This window comes from Curtobacterium sp. NPDC087080 (assembly GCF_044745105.1).
In the GTDB taxonomy this organism is placed as follows: domain Bacteria; phylum Actinomycetota; class Actinomycetes; order Actinomycetales; family Microbacteriaceae; genus Curtobacterium.
The window spans coordinates 241961-261065 of the sequence record NZ_JBIUZP010000002.1 but is presented as its reverse complement, the minus strand read 5'-3'; the positions used below and the strand labels follow the sequence as shown (position 1 = coordinate 261065).

Here is a 19105-nt window from a genome sequence, read left to right as displayed (position 1 = left end):
GCCAGGCTGCACGACCGTGCCGGCTCGACCGTCAGGCCGCCAGGTGTCAGGCCGCCAGGTGTCAGGCCGCGGTCCGGACCGGCAGGAACGCCGACAGGTCCGCGCGCGACCCGGACGCACTGACCCGTGCCGCTGCGAGGGCCTCGTCCCACCGCAGCTCCCCCTGCGCCAGGGCCAACCACGTCACGGCGTCGGTCTCCACCACGTTCGGCGGTGTCCCGCGGGTGTGCCGCGGCCCGGGCACGGCCTGCACCGCGGCGAACGGCGGGACGCGGACCTCGACGCTGTTGCCGGGGACGTCGTCGGCCAGCCGCTGCAAAGTCCAGCGCACGGCCGTCGCGACGTCGGACCGGACCGACGACCCCGCTCGGACGGCGGCGAGCGCGGCGCGTCCCTCGGCGTCCTCGATCCTCCGCGGCGGCATGTCCCCAGGCTAGCCCTCGCATCGCGGGCGGCGTGTCGCGCTCGGTAGGCTTGCCGCGTGCGAATCCTCGTCCTCGGTTCCGGTGCCCGCGAGCACGCGATCATCACGGCCCTCCTCGCGGAGCAGGCCGGACACGTCATCACGGCAGCACCCGGCAACGCCGGCATCGCCGCCGACGTCGAGACCGTGTCGCTCGACCCCACGAACGGCGAACTGGTCGCCGAGTACGCGATCGAGAACGGCGTCGAGCTCGTCGTCGTCGGGCCCGAGGCGCCGCTCATCGCCGGCGTCGCCGACCCCCTCCGGACGCGGGGCATCCCGGTGTTCGGGCCGAGCCGGGCCGCCGCGCAGCTCGAGGGATCGAAGGCGTTCGCCAAGCGCATCATGTCCGAGGCCGGGGTCCCGACCGGGCGCCCGGTCTACGCCGGCACCGTGGACGAAGCAGTCACCGCCATCGACGAGCTCGGTGCTCCGTACGTGGTCAAGGCCGACGGGCTCGCCGCGGGCAAGGGCGTCCTGGTGACGGAGGACCGCCAGGCGGCGATCGACCACGCCGCCTACTGGCTGCAGCACGGCCGTGTCGTGGTCGAGGAGTTCCTCGACGGCGAAGAGGTCTCGCTGTTCTTCCTGAGCGACGGCCACGACGTCCGTGCACTCAGCCCCGCGCAGGACCACAAGCGCCTGGGCGACGGCGACACGGGGCCGAACACCGGCGGCATGGGTGCCTACTCCCCGCTGCCGTGGCTCGCCGACCGGTGGGAGTCCGAGCAGGCCTTCGTCGCCGAGGTCACCGAGCTCGTCGCGCTCCCCACCGTCCGTCGGCTCGAGCACGAGGGCACGCCCTTCGTCGGCCTGCTCTACTGCGGCCTCATCGTGACCGAGCAGGGCGTGCGCGTGATCGAGTTCAACGCACGCTTCGGCGACCCGGAGACCCAGGTGGTGCTCCCCCGCCTGACCACGCCGCTCAGCGCCCTGCTCACGGCAGCGGCGACCGGCCAGCTCGCGTCGGCACCGCAGCCGACGTTCAGCGACGACGTCGCGGTGACGGTGGTGCTCGCGAGCGAGGGCTACCCGGAGAACCCGCACACCGGTCGGGTCATCACCGGCATCGACGCCGCCGCAGCGCGCGAGGGCGTGTCCGTGGCGCACGCGGCGACCGCCGTGCTCGACGACGACCTGGTGGCGACCGGCGGCCGCGTGCTGAGCGTCGTCGCGACCGGCGAAGACTTCGCCCAGGCCCGCGAGCGCGTCTACGCCGGGGTCGGTGACATCGCGCTCCAGGGGGCGCAGTACCGCACGGACATCGCCGCGAAGGTCGCCCGGTGACCGCCGCACCGGAGCTGCCCGGCTGGCGGCACGTCTCGTCGGGGAAGGTCCGCGAGCTCTACGTGCCGGCCGGGGTCGACGACGTCGCGAGCGCGTCCGAGCTGCTGCTCGTCGCCTCCGACCGGGTCAGCGCCTACGACTTCGCGCTCGAGCCCCCGATCCCGGGCAAGGGCGAGCTCCTGACGCGGCTGTCGCGGTTCTGGTTCGACCGGATCGCCGACGTCCCGAACCACCTGGTCGCGGCGGGCACGGGCGGCACGGCGGTCCCCGACTCCGTGGCCGCCCGGTCCATGCACGTGCTGCCGCTCGACATGTTCCCGGTCGAGTGCGTCGTCCGGGGGTACCTGGTCGGCAGCGGTTGGGCGGAGTACCGCGAGACGCAGAGCGTGTGCGGCGTCCCCCTGCCCACCGGGCTCTCCGAGGGCGACCGGCTGCCCGAGCCGATCTACACGCCGGCGTACAAGGCACCGCAGGGCGAGCACGACGAGAACATCTCCTTCGAGCAGACCGTCGAGCTCGTCGGGCGCGAGGACGCCGAGGCCCTCCGCGAGCTCTCGCTGCGCGTCTACGGCGAGGCGGCGGCGATCACCCGGGAGCACGACGTGGTCATCGCCGACACCAAGTTCGAGTTCGGACGCGACGCGGACGGCACGATCCGGATCGCGGACGAGGTCCTGACCAGCGACTCGAGCCGCTACTGGGACGCCCGCTCCGGCAACCGGACGGACTCGTTCGACAAGCAGATCGTGCGCGACTGGCTCAGCGCGAACTGGGACCGACAGGGCACGCCACCGGTGTTGCCGCAGGAGATCGTCGACCGCACGGCGGCGCGCTACGCGGAGCTCATCGAGCGCCTCGGCGCCTGACCGCGACGTCGGCAGACCTCGCCGGTCGGACGGATCGCGGATCGGCGTGTGCTCGGCCGGGCCGTGCGATCACCGGTCGCACCCCGGTACGGACGTCGCATCCCGTCACGTCGGGGTGCGACGTCCGCAGCGGGGCGCGACGCGACCATCTGACGGTCGGGAGGCGCGTGGCGGGGCCGCCCTGCGCCTCCCGTCCGTCGGCCCGTTCCGTCCGTTCGCGTGGCGGGGCCGTCAGCCTCGCGCGTCAGTCGCGGACGAGCACGACGACCGTCAGGTCGTCACCGGGGTCGTGCTCGAGGGCGCGGGCGCGCACCCGCGCGAGGAACGCGTCGATGTCGGGCTCCTCGCGCCACAGGGCACCGAGCCGCGAGAGCGAGGTCAGGGTCGAGTCCCAGAGCTCGAGCGCCCCGTCGCTCACGATCACGAGCACGTCTCCGGGCTCGAGCTCGAGCGACCCCGAGGACCGAGCGAAGCCCGCGGGGTGCAGGCCGATCGGCAGGTCGTTCGACAGGAGCGTCCGCTCGCGGCCGTCGGCGCGCATCTGCAGCACGAGCCCGTGGCCGGCGTCGACGAAGTCCATGCGGCCGCTGGGTGCGTCGAGCCGACCGTGGAACATCGTCGAGAACGACTCGGCGCGGCCGAGGTCCGGCCCCACCTGCTCGTCGAGCGCGGCGACGACGCGCCCCGGGTCCTCCGCCGGCCGGGCGAGCAGGGCACCGCGGATCGTCGCGGCCAGCAGCCCGGCGGACATCCCCTTGCCCATCACGTCGGCGACGGTCAAGTGCAGGGCGTCGCCGACCAGGTGCCACTCGTGCAGGTCACCCGAGACCACCCCGTGCGGGACGGACATGCCGCCGATCCGGTAGCCGGGCACCGTGACGGGCGTCGGCTGCAACCCGGCGAGGACACCGCGGAGTCGGTCCTCGTCGGCGCCGGCGGCGAGTTCGCGCTCCGCCCAGACGCCGAGTTCCTCGAGCAGCGCCAGGTCGTCGGCCTCGAGCGTGCGGGGCTGCGGGTCGACGAGGCAGAGCGTGCCGACCTTGACGGCGTCGTCGCCGACACGGAGCGGGACGCCCGCGTAGAAGCGGACGTTCGGGTCCTCGACGACCATCGGCATGTCGGCGTACCGGTCGTCGGCACGGGCGTCCGGCACGACGATCGGTCCGGCCTGGTCGAGCGTGCGGCCGCAGAAGGTGTCCTGCAGCGGGATGGTCGGGCCGAACACCGCGTCGCTCTGCTGCGACTTGATGGTGAGGACGTCGGTGCCCGCGAGGTTGAGGAAGGAGCCCGAGACGCCGAACGCCTCGCGGGCGATGCGGGTGATGCGCTCGAAGCGTTCCTCGGGTCCGCTGTCGACGACGTCGAGCGCGGCGACGAGGGCCGCGCGGCGCACGGCGTCTGGTGCTGATCCGGTGGAGGTCGGTGAGGTCCCCTGGTGCATGCCGTCCACGGTACTGGTCCCACCCGGCAGCGCCCCTCCCCAGAACGGTGGACCCGGGGCGACCGTGTCGGGTGGCCTCGCCGGACGCGCGTACCCTCGGCACGGTGATCCGTCGTGTCCCGCTCGTGCTCGCCCTCGGCGCCGCTGCCGCGCTCTCGCTGACGGGCTGCGGCGCCCACGACTCGACCGGGCAGATCTCGGTGACCGTGTCGTCGAACGCGGCCGACCGCCCGTACGAGGTGGAGGTGTTCGCCTCGACCGGCAAGCTGTCCGAGCACCAGCGGGTGTTCCCCGGGGGCACCGCCGACTTCGCGGGCGTCCCGCTCGGCGACGTCACCGTGCGTGCGGGGAACCTGTGCCCGGTCCGGACGACGGTGTCGGACGACGACGTGGCGCGGGTGACGCTCACCACGACCGGCTGCTGACCGGACGCGACACATCCAACCACCGCGGTCGGGCACGCCCACCCGGTCACCGCGGGTAGCCCACCCGGTCACCGCGGGTAGCCCACCCGGTCACCGCGGGTCGGGCACCGCGTCCCACTCGTCGCCGTACCGCCCGAGCACGCCCCACCGCGTGACCGGCCACGTCACGACGAACGCCCGCCCGACGACGTCCGACGTCGGCACGGTCCCGTGGATGCGCGAGTCGGCGGACTCGTACCGGTTGTCCCCCATCACCCAGACGTGACCGGCCGGCACGGTGACGTCGAAGTCCTCCGCCGACACGCGGGTCACGTCGGCTGGCCGCACCACGTAGGGCTCGTCCACCGCGTGCCCGTTCACCGACAGCCGTCCCTGCGCGTCGCAGCACGACACCGTGTCCCCGGGCAGCCCGATCACCCGCTTGATGAGGTCGTCGCCCTGCTCGCTGGTCAACCACCCGCCCGGGTCGCGGAACACCACGACGTCCCCCCGCCGGAGCGGCACGGCGCCCGGCACGAGCTCGTTCACCAGCACGTTGTCCCCGATGAGCAGCGTCCGCTCCATCGACCCGGAGGGGATCGAGAACGCCCGCACCAGGTAGGCCTTCACCAGGAACGACGCCAGCAGCGCCACGACCACGATGATCGCCAGGTCGCGGAGGAACCGCCACCCGGACCGTGCAGGCCGTTCGGCGCGGGACTCGTCGGTCTGCTCGCTCAATGCGTCAACACCACCTTCACCAGGCCGATCACGAAGGCCAGGGCGGCCAGGACGATGCCGCCCCAGAGCCCGAGGAACGTCGGACGCCGTCCGCTGAACCGCTGCAGGAACACCCCGACCATCCCGATGCGGACGACGAGGATGACGATCGCCGCCGTCTGCGCCCACTGCGTCGGCAACCAGCCCGCCCACGCCACGGCGTAGAGCACCGCGGGGATCAGACCGGAGGTCGCGATCGGGTTCGCGTCGCGCAGGATCGCCCCGATCGTCTCCCGGTGCTCGGCATCGTCCCCCGTGTCACCGATGGTGTGCGCGACGAGGTGCGACAGCACGTGCGCCAGGTACGTCAGCACGGCCGTCGCGAGCACCGTCAGCACCGCCGCCCCGTGCTCGATCTGCTCCGGTCCCACCGCGATCGCGACGGCGAGCACGGTGATGTTGCCGTAGATGTACGACGACATGCGGTCGCGCAGGCGGTCGACGGGGAACGTCGCCGGGTCGGGTCGGCGGGAGGGCGGCATCCTCCCATCCTGGCCCTGCGCCGCCGTGCCGTGCCGTCAGGACACCGGATGCGATGCCATCCTGGTCCGGGCGGCGCGCCGGTGCATCGTCCGCACGGGAGGCACGACCCATGACCCACGGACCGCTCACCAGCAGACCGCTCGCCCTGGTGACCGGTGTCGGTCGCCGCGCCGGGATCGGTGCCGCGATCGCCGCACGGCTCGCCTCCGACGGCTGGGACCTCGCGATCTCCTGGTGGGGACCGTACGACGAGCGCGTGCACGGCGGGGCCGACCCGGACGGGGTGGACGCGGTCATCGCGGAGGCCGAACGTGCGGGTGCACAGGTGACGCGCCTCCCGGTCGACCTGGCCGACCCGGAGCAGGCGGCCGCGCTCGTCGGCCGCGCCGAGGCGGAGGCGGGTGCCCCCGTGACCGCCGTCGTGATGTCGCACTGCGAGTCGGTCGACTCGGACTTCGCGACCACGACCGTCGAGTCCTTCGACCGGCACCTCGCGGTGAACGTCCGCGCGCCGTTCCTCGTCGTGCAGGCGTACGCGCGGCGCCTCCGCGAGGGTGCTGCCGCGCCGGAGGACCGTCGGCGGATCGTGGCGCTCACCAGCGACCACGTGGGGTTCAACCTGCCGTACGGCACGAGCAAGGGCGCCCTCGACCGGCTGATCGTCGGGGCCGCCATCGAGCTCGGCGACGTCCGGGTCAGCGCGAACCTGGTCAACCCGGGCCCGAACGACACCGGCTGGATGACCGAGGAGATCCGCGAGGCCGCGGTCGCCCAGACCCCGCTCGGGCGACCGTCGATGCCGACCGACACGGCTGCGCTCGTCGGCTTCCTGCTCGGGCCGGACGGCGGGTGGGTGAACGGGCAGCTGCTGAAGACGGACGGCGGGTTCAGCGCGAAGTGACGTTTGGTTGACGCGTCAACCATTTCGGGCGCACACTGGGGGCATGCACACGCAGGACCTGCTCGCAGCCGACACCGGGATGGGCGCCGTCACGCTCCGGGTCGCCGACCTCGACACGATGGTCGCCTACTACCGCGACGGCGTCGGTCTGGCGGTGCTCACGAACACGGGCGGCACCGCGGTGCTCGGCCGCGGCACGACCTCGATCGTCGTCCTCGAGCACGCCCCCGCGATGCGGCACGCCGCCCCCCACGAGGCCGGGCTCTTCCACACCGCGATCCTCTTCGACACGCAGGCCGACCTGGCGGCGGCGCTGTACTCCGTCGCGACGAAGTACCCGCAGACGTTCACGGGCAGCGCGGACCACCTCGTGAGCAACGCCTTCTACTTCCAGGACCCGGAGGGCAACGGCGTCGAGCTGTACTGGGACCGCGACCGCACCGAATGGTCGTGGACGCACGGGATGGTCGACATGGCGACGATCTACGTCGACCCGAACGCCTTCGTGCAGGAACACCTGACCTCCTCGGCGCTCGAGTCGGCCAGCACGCGCCCCGGCCGAGTCGGACACGTGCACCTGTCCGTCGGCGACGTCGCGACCGCGAAGGCGTTCTACGTCGACCGGCTCGGCTTCGCGACGACCGCGGCGATGGGCGACCAGGCGCTGTTCGTGAGCGCTGGCGGGTACCACCACCACATGGCGATGAACACGTGGAACTCGCGCGGGGCCGGGCGACGGCAGCAGGCCCTCGGGCTCGGGCTCGTGCGGATCGAGGTGCCGGGGACGGACGACCTCGGCGCGCTCGTGTCGCGGATGCACGACACCGGGGTGCGGACCGCCGACGACGGCCGGACCGTGGCGTTCGAGGACCCGTGGGCGAACCGCATCGAGGTGACGGCGCCCGGTCGCGGCTGAGCGGGCCGCTGTCGCTGTCGCGAGACTCGGGCTGAGCGACACCTCTCGGGCTCGGTGGCACGAGGACGGTCGCAGGGCGCGAGACTCGGCCTGCCCTGCCGCTCGCGCAGGCGGACCCGGCAGGATGGGACCGTGAGCGAAGACATCCGGTGGGAGGTGGTCGAGGAGAGCGCCCTGACGCTCCCCGACCACGAGGCGATCGCAGCGATGCTCGGGCAGGCGTTCCCGAGCTGGTCGCACTGGTACGTGGGCGGCCGTGACTACGCCGGCATGCAGCCCGAGCGCCGGGTGGTCGGCTGGGGTGCGGACGGCACGGTCCTCGCACACGTCGGGATCCGCCGGATGTTCGTCACGGTCGGCGGGCAGGACGTCCTGGTCGGCGACACCGGCATCGTCGCCGTCTCGCCCAAGCTGCAGGGCACCGGCGTCGGCCGGGAGCTCCTCGTCCGCACCCGCGCCGTCCTCGAGGGACTCCGGGTGCCCTACGGCTTCCTCGGTGCCGGTGAGGACCGCATCCCCTTCTACGCGCACATGGGCTGGCACGAGGTCGACGGGGCCGTCGGCACGTTCTCGGCCTTCACGGCCGACGGGGTCGGCGTCAACGAGACCGAGCAGGGCGGCTGGATGGTCCTGCCGGTCGAGGCGCAGCTCGAGGACTGGCCGACCGGCGAGATCATGCTCAACGGCCAACAGGTCTAGACGAGAGGACCGGGCCCCGCCACCAGCCGGGCGAGATCATGCTCAACGGCCAACAGGTCTAGACGAGAGGACCGGGCCCCGCCACCAGCCGGGCGAGACCAGGCGCAACGGCCAACAGGTCTGAGACCCACCACACGACGGACGGGAGGCCCGGTACCAGCTGGTACCGGGCCTCCCGTCCGTCAGGTGGTGTCGACTACGCCTCGACCGCGACCTTCTCCGGGTCCTCGTTCGAACCGGGCGCGCTCGGCGCGACCGCGGCGCGCACGCGCGCACCCAGGTCGGCGTCGACGCTCGTCCAGTAGGCGAACACACGCTCGCGCAGGTCGTCGCGCGTCACCTTCGAGACGTGCCCGGCGATGTTGCCGACCAGGCGCTCACGCGCAGCGTCGTCGAGGACCTCGCGGTAGAGCGTGCCCGCCTGGCCGAAGTCGTCGTCCTCCGGGTGCAGCGTCGCAGCGGAGCGCTGCAGCGCGCCGTCGGACTCCCAGCCCGGGACGTCGTCCGTGGCGGTCGGGTCGGCGTGCGCGCCGCCCTGGGTGTTGGGCGCGTACACCGGCACCTCGGCCTTCTGGAAGTCGAAGCGCATGGCGCCGTCCTTCGAGTACGAGTGGACCTCGTTCTTCGGGGCGTTCACCGGCAGCTGCGCGTGGTTCGTGCCGACGCGGTAGCGCTGCGCGTCCGCGTAGCTGAAGATGCGCGCGAGGAGCATCTTGTCCGGGCTGGCCGCGATGCCGGGCACAAAGTTCGACGGCGCGAACGCGGCCTGCTCGATCTGCGCGAAGTAGTTCTCCGGGTTGCGGTTGAGCTCCATCGTGCCGACCTCGATGAGCGGGTAGTCCGCGTGCGGCCACACCTTCGTCAGGTCGAACGGGTTGAAGCGGTAGCCCTCGGCGTCGGCGTAGGGCATGACCTGCACCTTGAGGACCCACTTCGGGAAGTCCTGGCGCTCGATGGCCTCGTAGAGGTCGCGGATGTGGAAGTCGGCGTCCTCGCCGGCGATGCGGTCGGCGTCCTCCTGCGTCAGGGTCTTGTGACCCTGCTGCGTCTCGAAGTGGTACTTCACCCAGAAGCGCTCACCCTCGGCGTTGATCCACTGGTAGGTGTGCGAGCTGAAGCCGTCCATGTGACGCCAGCTCGACGGGAGGCCCCGGTCACCCATGAGCCACGTCACCTGGTGCGCCGACTCCGGGGACAGGGTCCAGAAGTCCCACTGCATGTCGTGGTTCCGGAGGTGGCTGCCCGGCAGGCGCTTCTGCGAGCGGATGAAGTCCGGGAACTTGATGCCGTCGCGGATGAAGAACACCGGGGTGTTGTTGCCGACGAGGTCGTAGTTGCCCTCTTCGGTGTAGAACTTCAGCGCGAAGCCGCGGGGGTCGCGCCAGGTGTCCGGGGAGCCCTGCTCGCCGGCGACGCTCGAGAAGCGGGCGAGCATCTCGGTCTGCTTGCCCGGCTGCAGGAACGCGGCACGGGTGTACTGCGACACGTCGTGCGTGACGGTGAAGGTACCGAACGCACCGCCGCCCTTGGCGTGGACGACCCGCTCCGGGACGCGCTCGCGGTTGAACTGGGCGAGCTTCTCGACCAGGTAGTGGTCGTGCAGGGCGAGGGGGCCGTCGGCACCGACACCCATCGAGTGCTGGTCGCTCGAGACGGGGGCGCCGGAGTTGGTCGTCGTGGTGGGGGTGCCGGCGGGGCCGGTGGGCGTGTTCTGGTCGGACACGGTTCCTCCTCAGGTGGAACAGTTGGTTCGGTCAGGGTGGTTCGGGTTGGTCGTGGGACGCGCCTGGTGGTCGCGGCGCGCGGGGTCGTCGGGTCCGCAGGGGCCCGTCGGGGTCAGGCGGTGACGGCCTCGGCGTCGTCGCGTTCCGCTGCTGCACAACGCTCGCAGATGCCCCAGTAGGTGACCTCGGCGGTGGTGACCGCGAACCCGTGGGTCTCTGACGGGGTGAGGCACGGGGCGTGGCCGACCGCGCAGTCGACGTCCTCGACCGCGCCGCACATCGTGCAGACGATGTGGTGGTGGTTGTCCCCGGTGCGCCGTTCGTACCGGGCAGGGCTGCCGGCGGGCTCGATGCGGCGGACGAGTCCGACTCCGGTCAGCGCACCCAGGACTCCGTAGACGGCCTGGTGACTCGTCGTCGGCAACTCGGCCGAGACCGCGGTGAGGATGTCGTCCGCGGTGGCGTGCGGCATCGCCCCGGAGGCACGCAGGACCGCCAGCCGCGGCGTCGTCACCCGCAGGCCGGCGGCCCGGAGCAGGTCGGCGTCGGCGTCCATCGGTCTCTTTCTCTTGCATCGGTCAAGACAAGCTCCACCGTACACCGTCGCCGGGTCGGAGCCCAGGGCGGTGGTGGACTGCGCGTGTCGGAGAGCCGTTGCTTCGCCCCGTTGATGCATTCCGATGGCGGCATGCGATGTGTCACGATCCGGTCGCGATCCGCTGGGACGACGCTGATCCCCGCGGTCCGGCGCTAGCGTCACGGCATGTCCACGAAGCAGGGGCCTTCGTCGCGGATGGACTCCGTGCCGGCCGACAGCGCTCAGGACGTCCGGGGGATCATCGCGCAGCGGGACCTGGTCGTCGACCTCATCCGGACGGCGTGCGTCGTCCTCGTCGTCGTCGTGCACGTCACGATGGTCGGTGTGGCGGTGTCGCCCGACGGCATCGGCGTGACGAGCCCACTGCAGGACGCGGTCTGGTACGTCCCAGCGACCTGGGTGGGCCAGGTCATGCCGCTGTTCTTCGCCGTCGGTGGCTTCGCGAGCGCGGTCGGCTGGCGCAGCACACTCGCCAGGGGCGCGGGCGCGCGCGACTTCGTGGCGACCCGGCTCGTGCGGCTCTTCCGTCCGGCGGTCCCGTTGTTCGCCGTCCTCGCGGTCGGTCTCGGGATCGCGACCGCACTCGGCACCCCGGCCGAGTTGCTCGCCGAGGTCGCCTTCGGCATCGGGTCACCGCTCTGGTTCCTCGCCGCGTACGGCATCACGCAGTGCTGTGTGCCGCTGATGGCGCGCCTGCACGAACGGGCACCGTTCCGCACGCTCGGCGTCCTGCTGCTCCTCGCAGCGGCAGTCGATGCGCTCCGGTTCGCGACGGGGACCGCCGAGGTCGGGCTCCTCAACCTCGGTCCGGTGTGGCTGTTCGCGCAGCAGCTGGGGTTCCTCTGGGCCGACGGCTGGTTCGCCCGTCGCTCGAGGGTGCTGCTGGCGGTGGTCGCCCTCGCCGGCTACGCCCTCCTCGTCCCCCTGACGTCGGTCGGGCTCTGGGCGCCGGACATGCTGCAGGACCTCAACCCGCCGATGCTCCCGCTGGCGCTGCTCGCGGTGTCGCAGGTCTGCCTCGTGCAGCTCGTGCACCGACCCCTCACCCGGCTGATGCAGACCCGACCGGCGCAGGCGGCGGTGTTCGTGCTCGGCCGGGACGGCATGGCGGTCTACCTCTGGCACCTGCCGCTGTACATCGCGCTGAACGGGATCGCGCTGGTGCTCGCGGTGCCGTTCCCCGAGCCCGGTTCGGTGTCCTGGTGGGCGACGCGGCCGATCGCGCTCGTCGTCGTGCTGGCCGCGGCGATCGGCGTGGCCAGGGCACTTCGCCGGTGGGACCGCCCGCTCCCCCGGCTGTCGGGTGGGACCGACCGTCCGGGATGGCCCGTCGTGGCTGCTGCCGCCGTGTGCACGATCGGCCCGGCGTTCGTCGTGATGCAGTGGCACCTGTCCTTCGGCGTCGCGGTCCTCGGTGCGGTCGCCGTGCCGATCGGGGTGTGGCTCGCCGGTCGGACCAGGCCTGCCGGGGTCGCTCGGGCAGCCGGGCGGACCGCCCACAGCTGAGTCGATCCTCACCGCTGTCGCCCGTCAGCGCGGTCGTCGCGGGGGCCGAGGGGCGGAGGATGACGATGCCGGCCCGTCTCGCGCGTCCGGCCCGTCCCGCTCGCGACCAGGAGGCACCCCACGCCCGAACCCGCCGAGTTCTGGAGCACCTGGCAGGTCGATCCCCTGGCCGCGGTGCTGCTGGCGGTCGCCGCGGTGACCTACGGCTGGTGGCTGGTCGGGGCTCGACGCCGCGGGGCCCGGTGGTCCGCCTGGCGGTCCCTGTCGTTCATGGTCGCGCTGCTGCTCTTCGCCGTGCTCCAGTTCGGCATCGTCGGCCGGTACGACCAGGAGCTCCGGTGGGCCTTCACGCTCCGGCTCGCGCTGCTGTTCTTCGCGGTGCCGACCTTCGCCGCCCTGGCCGCCCCGGTGTCGCTGCTGCGGCTCGGCGGCCCGGCACGGTGGTCCGCCGCCGCTGATCGGGTGTTGCACTCGCGGCCGGTCCGGGTGCTCGGCAACGCGATCGTCGCCCCCGTGGTCGGACTGGTGCTGTTCGCGGTGCTGCTCACCCCGCTGTCGGCGGTCGTCCGCGAGTCGGGGGTCTGGGCAGCGCTCATCACGGTGCTCGTGCCGGCGCTCGGGTTCACGGTGCTCGGGCCGCTGACCGAGCCGGGGGTCCTGCGGAGTTCGACCTTCGTGACGGTCGAGTTCCTGCTCGCCTTCGTGGAGCTGCTGCTCGACGCGGTGCCCGGCATCGTGCTCCGGGTGTCGAACCACGTGCTCGACGGGTCGCTCGTGCACGCCGTCGGGCAGTCGTGGTTCCCGTCCCCCCTGCGCGACCAGCACCTGGCGGGCGACCTGCTGTGGTTCATCGCCGAGGTCGCCGACGTCCCGGTCCTCGTGATGCTGTTCGTGCGGTGGCAGCGGACGGACCGCCGCGAGGCCCGCTCGGTCGACGCCCTGTCCGACGAGGAGATGGCCGAGCTGACCCGGGCGCACCTGCAGCGCCGGGGGTGAGCGGGGCCGGCGGCGTGTGACGTGCGACGTGCGGCGTGCGGCGTGCGGGGGTCGTCGGCGTGCGGGACCGTCGGTCGGCGGCGCGGTCGTACGACAGATGCGCTGTCGTACGACGACGATCCTGTCGCACCAGTCCCCGCCGATCCACGCTCTTCCGCCCCGGGCGGCAAGAACGACAGATGCGCTGTCGTACGACAGCAGTCTTGTCGTTCTTCGTCAGCGCAACCACGGCTGCCCCACACGAGCAAGCCGCATGACCGACACACGAGCGGACCCCGGCGCCGCTCGACCGAGCGGGACCGGGGTCCACCGTGTGACGACGTCAGCGCAGCAGCGTCAGTGCGCCGCGGCCTCGGGCTCTGCAGCGTCCGGCTGCGTCTCGACCGCCCCGGTCTGCTTCCACGCTGTCGTCTGCTTCGGCTTCGCCAGGAACAGCGCCGCGACGATGGCCGCCACGAGCACCACGGCCGGCAGCACGAGCGACTGCCCCATCGCCGTGGCGAACGGCTGCTGCAGGAACTCGGGCAGCGCCCCGACCTGCTGCTCCGCGCCGCCCGAGCCCGTGCCCGCGCCGGACGGGAAGTTCGCCGTGATGCGCGCCTCGATCAGGGCGGCGATACCGGCAGAGCCGAGCACCGCACCGATCTGCCGCGTGGTGTTGTAGACGCCCGACCCGGCACCCGCGAGCGCCGGCGGCAGGTTGCGCGTCGCCGACACCGAGAGCGGACCCCACATGCAGGCGTTGGCGAGCCCGAGGAGCGCGCTCGGCAGCAGCGTCCAGCCCCAGCCGGCACCCGACCACAGCAGGGCGCCGAACCAGAACAGCCCGCCGGAGAAGCACGCGAGACCGAACGAGCCGACCCACCGCGGGTTCCACTTGTTGAGGTTCTTGCCGACGAGGGGTGCGAGCGCGGCGGACAGCACGGCCTGCGGCACGAGCAGCAGCGCGGCCTGGGTCGGCGAGAAGCGCAGCACGTCCTGCGCCCAGAGCATGATCGGCAGCGCGAACGACGAGATCGCCACGCCGACCGCCGTGATGGCGATGTTCGCGAGCGTGAAGTTGCGGTCCTTGAACAGGCCGAGCGGCAGCAGCGGCTCGCCCTTCTGCACGCCCTGCCACACCACGAAGGCGGCGAGCACGACGATGCCGGTGATGATCAGCGACCACACCGAGATCGGCCCCGTGATGGTGCCCCAGTCGTAGGTCTCGCCCTCCTGGATGCCGAAGACGAGCAGGAACATGCCGACGGCGCTGAGCACGATGCCCAGGTAGTCGAACCGGTGTCCGTGCCGCTCGAAGCGAGGGACGAAGCGCTGTGCGAGCACGAACGCGACGACACCGACGGGGACGTTGACGAAGAAGATCCACTCCCAGCCGAAGCCGTCGACGAGCAGCCCGCCGACGATCGGCCCGACCAGCGAAGCGACACCGGCGACGGCGCCCCACAGGCCCATGGCTGCACCACGGTTCTGCGGCGGGAAGATGCGCGTGATGACCGCCATCGTCTGCGGGGTCATCATCGCGGCGCCGAGGCCCTGCACGACGCGGGCGACGATGAGCACCTCGATGGAACCGGCCAGACCGCACCACAGGCTCGCGAGGGTGAACACCACGAGCCCCGCCTGGTACAGCACCTTCGGGCCGAAGCGGTCACCGAGCCGCCCGGTGATGAGCAGCGGCACGGCGTAGGCGAGCAGGTACGCGCTGGTGACCCAGATCACGGCGTTGATGTCGGCGTCGAGCGCCTGCGCGATGGTGGGCGTCGCGACCGACACGATGGTCGAGTCGACGAGGATCATGAAGAAGCCGACGACGAGTGCCCAGAGCGCGGGCCACGGCTTCTGCCCGTGCTGCAGGTCGGCGGACGTGGTGGAGGTCATCGAGTGGTGTCCTGGTCCTTCTGTGGTGCTGGGTCGGGGACGGCGGGGCCGTCCCAGGGGATGTCGCCGCTCGCGATGCGGTCGGCGGTGGCGGTCAGCCACTCGATCTGCGCGGTGAGCATGCCACGGACGTACGACACGTCGAGCCAGTAACGCTCGGCGAGCTGCTTGGCCTGGAGGCCCGTGGCGGCTTCGTCGTACCCCGTGCGTTCCGTACGGAGCGCCTCGGCGCGGGCGCGCAGCGCGGTCGCCGCATCGGTCGCGGTGAGGTTGTCGACGTGGGAGACCGCGAGCTGGAACTCGGGGTACTCGTCGGCGGGCTCGGCGATCATGCGCCGGAGCCCGGCGTCGAGCTCCGCACGGCCGTGGTCGGTGATGGCGTAGGTGGTGCGCTCGGGCCGGTTGCCCTCGCGCGCGGTCCCGAGGGCCTCGGCGTACCCGAGGTCCACGAGCCGCCCGATCTGGTGGTAGAGCGTGCTCGGCCGGACCTTGACGTTCTGGTCCTCGTGCCGGTGGAGCATCGTCTGGAACATCTCGTACGGGTGCATGGGCGCCTCGGCGAGCAGGCCGAGCGCGGCGAACGCGAGGGGCGTGAGCGACGCCATCCGTGCCTCCAGACCGTGTTCCCGAGCGATTATTCGACTTGGAACATACGCTTTCGACGACTTCTCCACAAGCGGCCCGGCGCGCCGCGCGCGGCCCGTAGACTGGTGCCGTCCCACCCAACCCACCCAAGCGCTGGAGTGAACACGTGCCAACCATCGTCGTCGAGGTCATGCCCAAGGCAGAGATCCTCGACCCCCAGGGCAAGGCGGTGGGCAACGCCCTCGCCCGTCTCGGCAAGGCCGACCTGACCGACGTCCGCATCGGCAAGCGCTTCGAGATCGCCGTCGACGGCCCGGTCGACGACGCGAAGCTGGCCGAGGTCCGCGACATCGCGGCCGACGTCTTCTCGAACGCCGTGATCGAGGACGTCGTCTCCGTCACCGTGCAGGACGCGTGACGCGGATGCGCATCGGCGTCATCACGTTCCCGGGCTCGCTCGACGACCGCGACGCCCAGCGTGCGGTCCGCCTGGCGGGAGCCGACCCCGTCGCGCTCTGGCACGGCGACCACGACCTGCAGGGGGTCGACGCGATCGTGCTCCCCGGCGGGTTCTCGTACGGCGACTACCTCCGTGCCGGCGCCATCGCGGCGAAGGCCCCGATCATGGCCGAGGTCATCGACGCCGCCGGCAAGGGGATGCCCGTGCTCGGCATCTGCAACGGGTTCCAGATGCTCGCCGAGGCCCGCCTCGTCCCGGGCGCGCACACCCGCAACGCGCACCAGCAGTTCATCCGCCGCGACCAGAAGCTCCGGGTCGAGACCGCCGGCACCGCCTGGACCTCCGGGTTCAGCGCCGGGCAGGAGATCACGATCCCGCTCAAGAACGCCGACGGCCGCTTCGTCGCCGACGCCGACGAGATCAAGCGCATCGAGGACAACGGCCAGGTCGTGTTCCGCTACGTCGGCGTGAACCCGAACGGGTCGATCGACGACATCGCCGGTGTCTCCAACGAGCGCGGCAACGTCGTCGGGCTCATGCCGCACCCCGAGCACGCGACGGAGCCCGGCTTCGGCCCGGACACCCCCGCGGCGATGGCCTCCGGCACGGACGGCCTCACCTTCTTCACCTCCGTGATCGAGTCGACGCTCGTCAAGTGACGACGGACACGACTCCAGTGACAGGGAACGACAACACCGTGACGACCCACGTTCGCCCGAAGCCCGACACCGTGCAGGACGCCGCCGCGACGCCCGACAAGGAGCAGCCGTACGAGGCGCTCGGGCTCAAGGCCGACGAGTACGCGAAGATCCGCGAGATCCTCGGCCGCCGCCCCACCTCGGGCGAGCTCGCGATGTACTCCGTGATGTGGTCGGAGCACTGCTCGTACAAGTCGAGCAAGAACTACCTGCGTCAGTTCGGCAAGAAGGTCACGCCGGAGATGACGAAGAACCTGATGGTCGGCATGGGCGAGAACGCCGGTGTGGTCGATGTCGGCAACGGTTGGGCGGTGACCTTCAAGGTCGAGTCGCACAACCACCCGTCCTACGTGGAGCCGTACCAGGGCGCCGCGACCGGCGTCGGCGGCATCGTCCGCGACATCATCTCGATGGGCGCACGCCCGGTCGCCGTGATGGACCAGCTCCGCTTCGGTGCGATCGACCACGAGGACACGGCACGCGTCGTGCACGGTGTCGTCGGCGGCATCTCGTTCTACGGCAACTGCCTGGGCCTGCCGAACATCGGTGGTGAGACCTACTTCGACCCGGTGTACCAGGGCAACCCGCTCGTGAACGCGCTCGCGGTCGGTGTCCTGCGTCACGAGGACCTGCACCTGGCGAACGCCTCCGGTGCCGGCAACAAGGTCGTGCTCTTCGGTGCCCGGACCGGTGGCGACGGCATCGGCGGTGCGTCGATCCTGGCGTCCGACACCTTCACCGACGGCGGCCCGACCAAGCGTCCGGCGGTGCAGGTCGGCGACCCCTTCGCCGAGAAGGTCCTCATCGAGTGCTGCCTCGAGCTGTTCCAGAAGGAGCTGGTCGAGGGCATCCAGGACCTCGGTGCCGCGGGCATCTCCTGCGCGACGAGCGAGCTGGCGTCCAACGGTGACGGCGGCATGCACATCTCGCTCGACGACGTCCTCCTGCGCGACCCCACGCTCACGGCAGAGGAGATCCTCATGTCCGAGAGCCAGGAGCGCATGATGGCGGTCGTCCGCCCCGAGAAGCTCGACGAGTTCCTCGCGGTGGTCGGCAAGTGGGAGGTCGAGACCAGCGTGCTGGGCGAGGTCACCGGCACCGGTCGTCTCGTCATCGACTGGCAGGGCCAGGAGATCGTGAACGTCGACCCGCGCACGGTCGCCGTCGACGGCCCGGTGTACGACCGCCCGGTCGCCTACCCGTCCTGGATCGACGCGCTGCAGGCCGACACCGCCGCCTCGCTCGAGCGTCCGGCCGACGGTCCGGCGCTCAAGGCGCAGTTCCTGCAGCTCCTCGGCTCGCCGAACCTGGCGTCGAAGAACTGGGTCACGAACCAGTACGACACCTACGTGCTCGGCAACACGGCGCTCTCCTTCCCCGACGACGGCGGCATGATCCGCGTCGACGAGGAGACCGGGCTCGGCGTCACCGTCGCGACCGACGCGAACGGCCGCTACTGCCAGCTCGACCCGAAGCAGGGCGCACGCCTGGCGCTGGCCGAGGCGTACCGGAACGTCGCCGTCACCGGCGCCGTCCCCGCCGCGGTCACCGACTGCCTGAACTTCGGCTCGCCGGAGAACCCCGAGGTCATGTGGCAGTTCTCCGAGGCCGTCGAGGGCCTGGCGGACGGCTGCATGGAGCTCGGGATCCCGGTCACCGGCGGCAACGTGTCGTTCTACAACCAGACCGGCACGACCCCGATCCACCCGACCCCCGTGGTCGGCGTGCTCGGCATCATCGACGACGTCGCCCTGCGCGTGCCCTCGGGCTGGCAGGACGACGGTCACAACGTCTACCTGCTGGGCACGACGAGCCTCGAGCTCGACGGCTCCGCGTGGGCCGGCACCGTGCACGGGCACCTCGGCGGCCGACCGCCGGCGGTCGACCTCGCGCAGGAGAAGGCCCTGGCCGAGCTCCTGCAGGCAGCGTCGGGCGAGCAGCTGCTCACGAGCGCCCACGACCTGGCGGACGGCGGCCTCGGCCAGTCCCTCGCCGAGTCGGTGCTGCGCTTCGGCATCGGCGTGCGCGTGGTGCTCGACGAACTCGAGGAGCGCGACGGCGTCGACACGGCGACCGCCCTGTTCTCCGAGTCGACGGGCCGTGTCATCGTGACCGTGCGCCGCGAGGACGACGTGCGCTTCCAGGGCCTGTGCGACGGCCGGGGCTTCCCGGTGCTGCGCATCGGTGTGACGGACGCCTCGTCCGGCACGCTCGAGGTGCAGGGCGCGTTCGAGGCGTCGATCGACGAGCTCCGTGGGACGCACGGCGCGACGCTGCCGACGCGCTTCGGAGACGTCATCGTCGAGGACGTCGTCGAGGGCTACGTCGGGCGCGGGCCGCTCGACGACCACGGCTCGTTCTCGCCGCGCACCGACAGCTGACACCGACCGCCACCGGTGGACCGCCGACGGCCGACA

General features: G+C 71.9%; 19 protein-coding genes. 11 read left to right on the top strand and 8 right to left on the bottom strand.

Going from position 1 to position 19105, the window contains the following annotated elements:
* Positions 1 to 61: 61 nt before the first annotated feature.
* On the bottom strand, positions 62 to 424 hold the full coding sequence (locus ACIPEQ_RS05500; RefSeq protein ID WP_402714397.1) for a sterol carrier family protein: 363 nt from the start codon (positions 422 to 424) through the stop codon (positions 62 to 64).
* Between the two features lie 57 nt (positions 425 to 481).
* Between ACIPEQ_RS05500 and purD the strand changes: the two genes are divergently transcribed.
* Both purD and ACIPEQ_RS05490 read left to right on the top strand, forming a co-directional pair.
* On the top strand, positions 482 to 1750 hold the full coding sequence (gene purD / locus ACIPEQ_RS05495; RefSeq protein WP_402714396.1) for a phosphoribosylamine--glycine ligase: 1269 nt from the start codon (positions 482 to 484) through the stop codon (positions 1748 to 1750).
* Positions 1747 to 2616 (top strand): phosphoribosylaminoimidazolesuccinocarboxamide synthase, encoded by an 870-nt coding sequence (locus tag ACIPEQ_RS05490; protein WP_402714395.1) that lies wholly within the window; start codon positions 1747 to 1749, stop codon positions 2614 to 2616. The genes purD and ACIPEQ_RS05490 overlap by 4 nt, the downstream gene beginning before the upstream one ends.
* A gap of 244 nt (positions 2617 to 2860) precedes the next feature.
* Here ACIPEQ_RS05490 and ACIPEQ_RS05485 read toward each other — a convergent pair whose 3' ends face one another.
* The gene (locus ACIPEQ_RS05485) at positions 2861 to 4057 is read right to left on the bottom strand and encodes a PP2C family protein-serine/threonine phosphatase (RefSeq protein WP_402714394.1); all 1197 of its coding nucleotides are present in this window, start codon (positions 4055 to 4057) and stop codon (positions 2861 to 2863) included.
* 104 nt (positions 4058 to 4161) lie between these two features.
* Here ACIPEQ_RS05485 and ACIPEQ_RS05480 point away from each other — a divergent pair, with 104 nt between their 5' ends.
* The gene (locus ACIPEQ_RS05480) at positions 4162 to 4482 is read left to right on the top strand and encodes a hypothetical protein (protein ID WP_402714393.1); all 321 of its coding nucleotides are present in this window, start codon (positions 4162 to 4164) and stop codon (positions 4480 to 4482) included.
* A gap of 90 nt (positions 4483 to 4572) precedes the next feature.
* Here ACIPEQ_RS05480 and lepB read toward each other — a convergent pair whose 3' ends face one another.
* Together lepB and ACIPEQ_RS05470 are read right to left on the bottom strand one after the other, a co-directional pair.
* Entirely contained in the window at positions 4573 to 5202 is a 630-nt protein-coding gene (gene lepB / locus ACIPEQ_RS05475) for a signal peptidase I (protein ID WP_402714392.1), read from the bottom strand.
* The gene (locus ACIPEQ_RS05470; RefSeq protein ID WP_126890184.1) at positions 5199 to 5723 is read right to left on the bottom strand and encodes a hypothetical protein; all 525 of its coding nucleotides are present in this window, start codon (positions 5721 to 5723) and stop codon (positions 5199 to 5201) included. The genes lepB and ACIPEQ_RS05470 overlap by 4 nt, the downstream gene beginning before the upstream one ends.
* A 110-nt stretch (positions 5724 to 5833) precedes the next feature.
* On the opposite strand from ACIPEQ_RS05470, the gene ACIPEQ_RS05465 reads away from it, so the two are divergent.
* The 3 genes from ACIPEQ_RS05465 to ACIPEQ_RS05455 all read left to right on the top strand — a co-directional run bounded on the left by ACIPEQ_RS05465 (position 5834) and on the right by ACIPEQ_RS05455 (position 8240).
* The gene (locus ACIPEQ_RS05465; protein WP_402714391.1) at positions 5834 to 6625 is read left to right on the top strand and encodes an SDR family oxidoreductase; all 792 of its coding nucleotides are present in this window, start codon (positions 5834 to 5836) and stop codon (positions 6623 to 6625) included.
* Positions 6626 to 6668: 43 nt separating this feature from the next.
* A complete protein-coding gene (locus ACIPEQ_RS05460; protein WP_402714390.1) occupies positions 6669 to 7541 on the top strand; it encodes a VOC family protein in 873 nt (290 codons plus the stop codon).
* Between the two features lie 132 nt (positions 7542 to 7673).
* Entirely contained in the window at positions 7674 to 8240 is a 567-nt protein-coding gene (locus ACIPEQ_RS05455; RefSeq protein ID WP_209679987.1) for a GNAT family N-acetyltransferase, read from the top strand.
* A gap of 196 nt (positions 8241 to 8436) precedes the next feature.
* Here the strand turns inward: ACIPEQ_RS05455 and ACIPEQ_RS05450 are convergent, their stop codons facing one another.
* Both ACIPEQ_RS05450 and ACIPEQ_RS05445 read right to left on the bottom strand, forming a co-directional pair.
* Complete coding sequence (locus ACIPEQ_RS05450) at positions 8437 to 9963, bottom strand: catalase (RefSeq protein WP_126890181.1); 1527 nt, start codon at positions 9961 to 9963, stop codon at positions 8437 to 8439.
* A 113-nt stretch (positions 9964 to 10076) separates the two neighbouring features.
* Positions 10077 to 10520 (bottom strand): Fur family transcriptional regulator, encoded by a 444-nt coding sequence (locus ACIPEQ_RS05445; protein ID WP_209822975.1) that lies wholly within the window; start codon positions 10518 to 10520, stop codon positions 10077 to 10079.
* A gap of 207 nt (positions 10521 to 10727) precedes the next feature.
* Here ACIPEQ_RS05445 and ACIPEQ_RS05440 point away from each other — a divergent pair, with 207 nt between their 5' ends.
* Together ACIPEQ_RS05440 and ACIPEQ_RS05435 are read left to right on the top strand one after the other, a co-directional pair.
* Positions 10728 to 12068 (top strand): acyltransferase, encoded by a 1341-nt coding sequence (locus tag ACIPEQ_RS05440; protein WP_402714389.1) that lies wholly within the window; start codon positions 10728 to 10730, stop codon positions 12066 to 12068.
* A 174-nt stretch (positions 12069 to 12242) separates the two neighbouring features.
* Positions 12243 to 13064 carry a cytochrome c oxidase assembly protein gene (locus ACIPEQ_RS05435; RefSeq protein WP_402714388.1) on the top strand — a complete coding sequence of 274 codons (822 nt, stop codon included), beginning with the start codon at positions 12243 to 12245 and terminating at the stop codon, positions 13062 to 13064.
* Between the two features lie 336 nt (positions 13065 to 13400).
* On the opposite strand, the gene ACIPEQ_RS05430 is transcribed toward ACIPEQ_RS05435, so the two are convergent.
* On the bottom strand, positions 13401 to 14945 hold the full coding sequence (locus ACIPEQ_RS05430; protein ID WP_402714387.1) for a DHA2 family efflux MFS transporter permease subunit: 1545 nt from the start codon (positions 14943 to 14945) through the stop codon (positions 13401 to 13403).
* Positions 14942 to 15550, bottom strand: coding sequence for a PadR family transcriptional regulator (locus ACIPEQ_RS05425; protein ID WP_402714386.1), 609 nt, complete (start codon positions 15548 to 15550; stop codon positions 14942 to 14944). Before ACIPEQ_RS05425 ends, ACIPEQ_RS05430 begins: the two co-directional genes overlap by 4 nt.
* Before the next feature lie 146 nt (positions 15551 to 15696).
* Here ACIPEQ_RS05425 and purS point away from each other — a divergent pair, with 146 nt between their 5' ends.
* Genes purS through purL form a run of 3 tightly spaced genes read left to right on the top strand, consistent with a single transcriptional unit; the run spans position 15697 to position 19069 of the window.
* Positions 15697 to 15948, top strand: coding sequence for a phosphoribosylformylglycinamidine synthase subunit PurS (purS, locus tag ACIPEQ_RS05420; protein ID WP_066652126.1), 252 nt, complete (start codon positions 15697 to 15699; stop codon positions 15946 to 15948).
* 5 nt (positions 15949 to 15953) lie between these two features.
* Complete coding sequence (gene purQ / locus ACIPEQ_RS05415; protein WP_066657734.1) at positions 15954 to 16649, top strand: phosphoribosylformylglycinamidine synthase subunit PurQ; 696 nt, start codon at positions 15954 to 15956, stop codon at positions 16647 to 16649.
* A gap of 17 nt (positions 16650 to 16666) precedes the next feature.
* Positions 16667 to 19069, top strand: a complete 2403-nt coding sequence (purL, locus tag ACIPEQ_RS05410; protein WP_402714385.1) for a phosphoribosylformylglycinamidine synthase subunit PurL — start codon at positions 16667 to 16669, stop codon at positions 19067 to 19069.
* Positions 19070 to 19105: the final 36 nt, after the last annotated feature.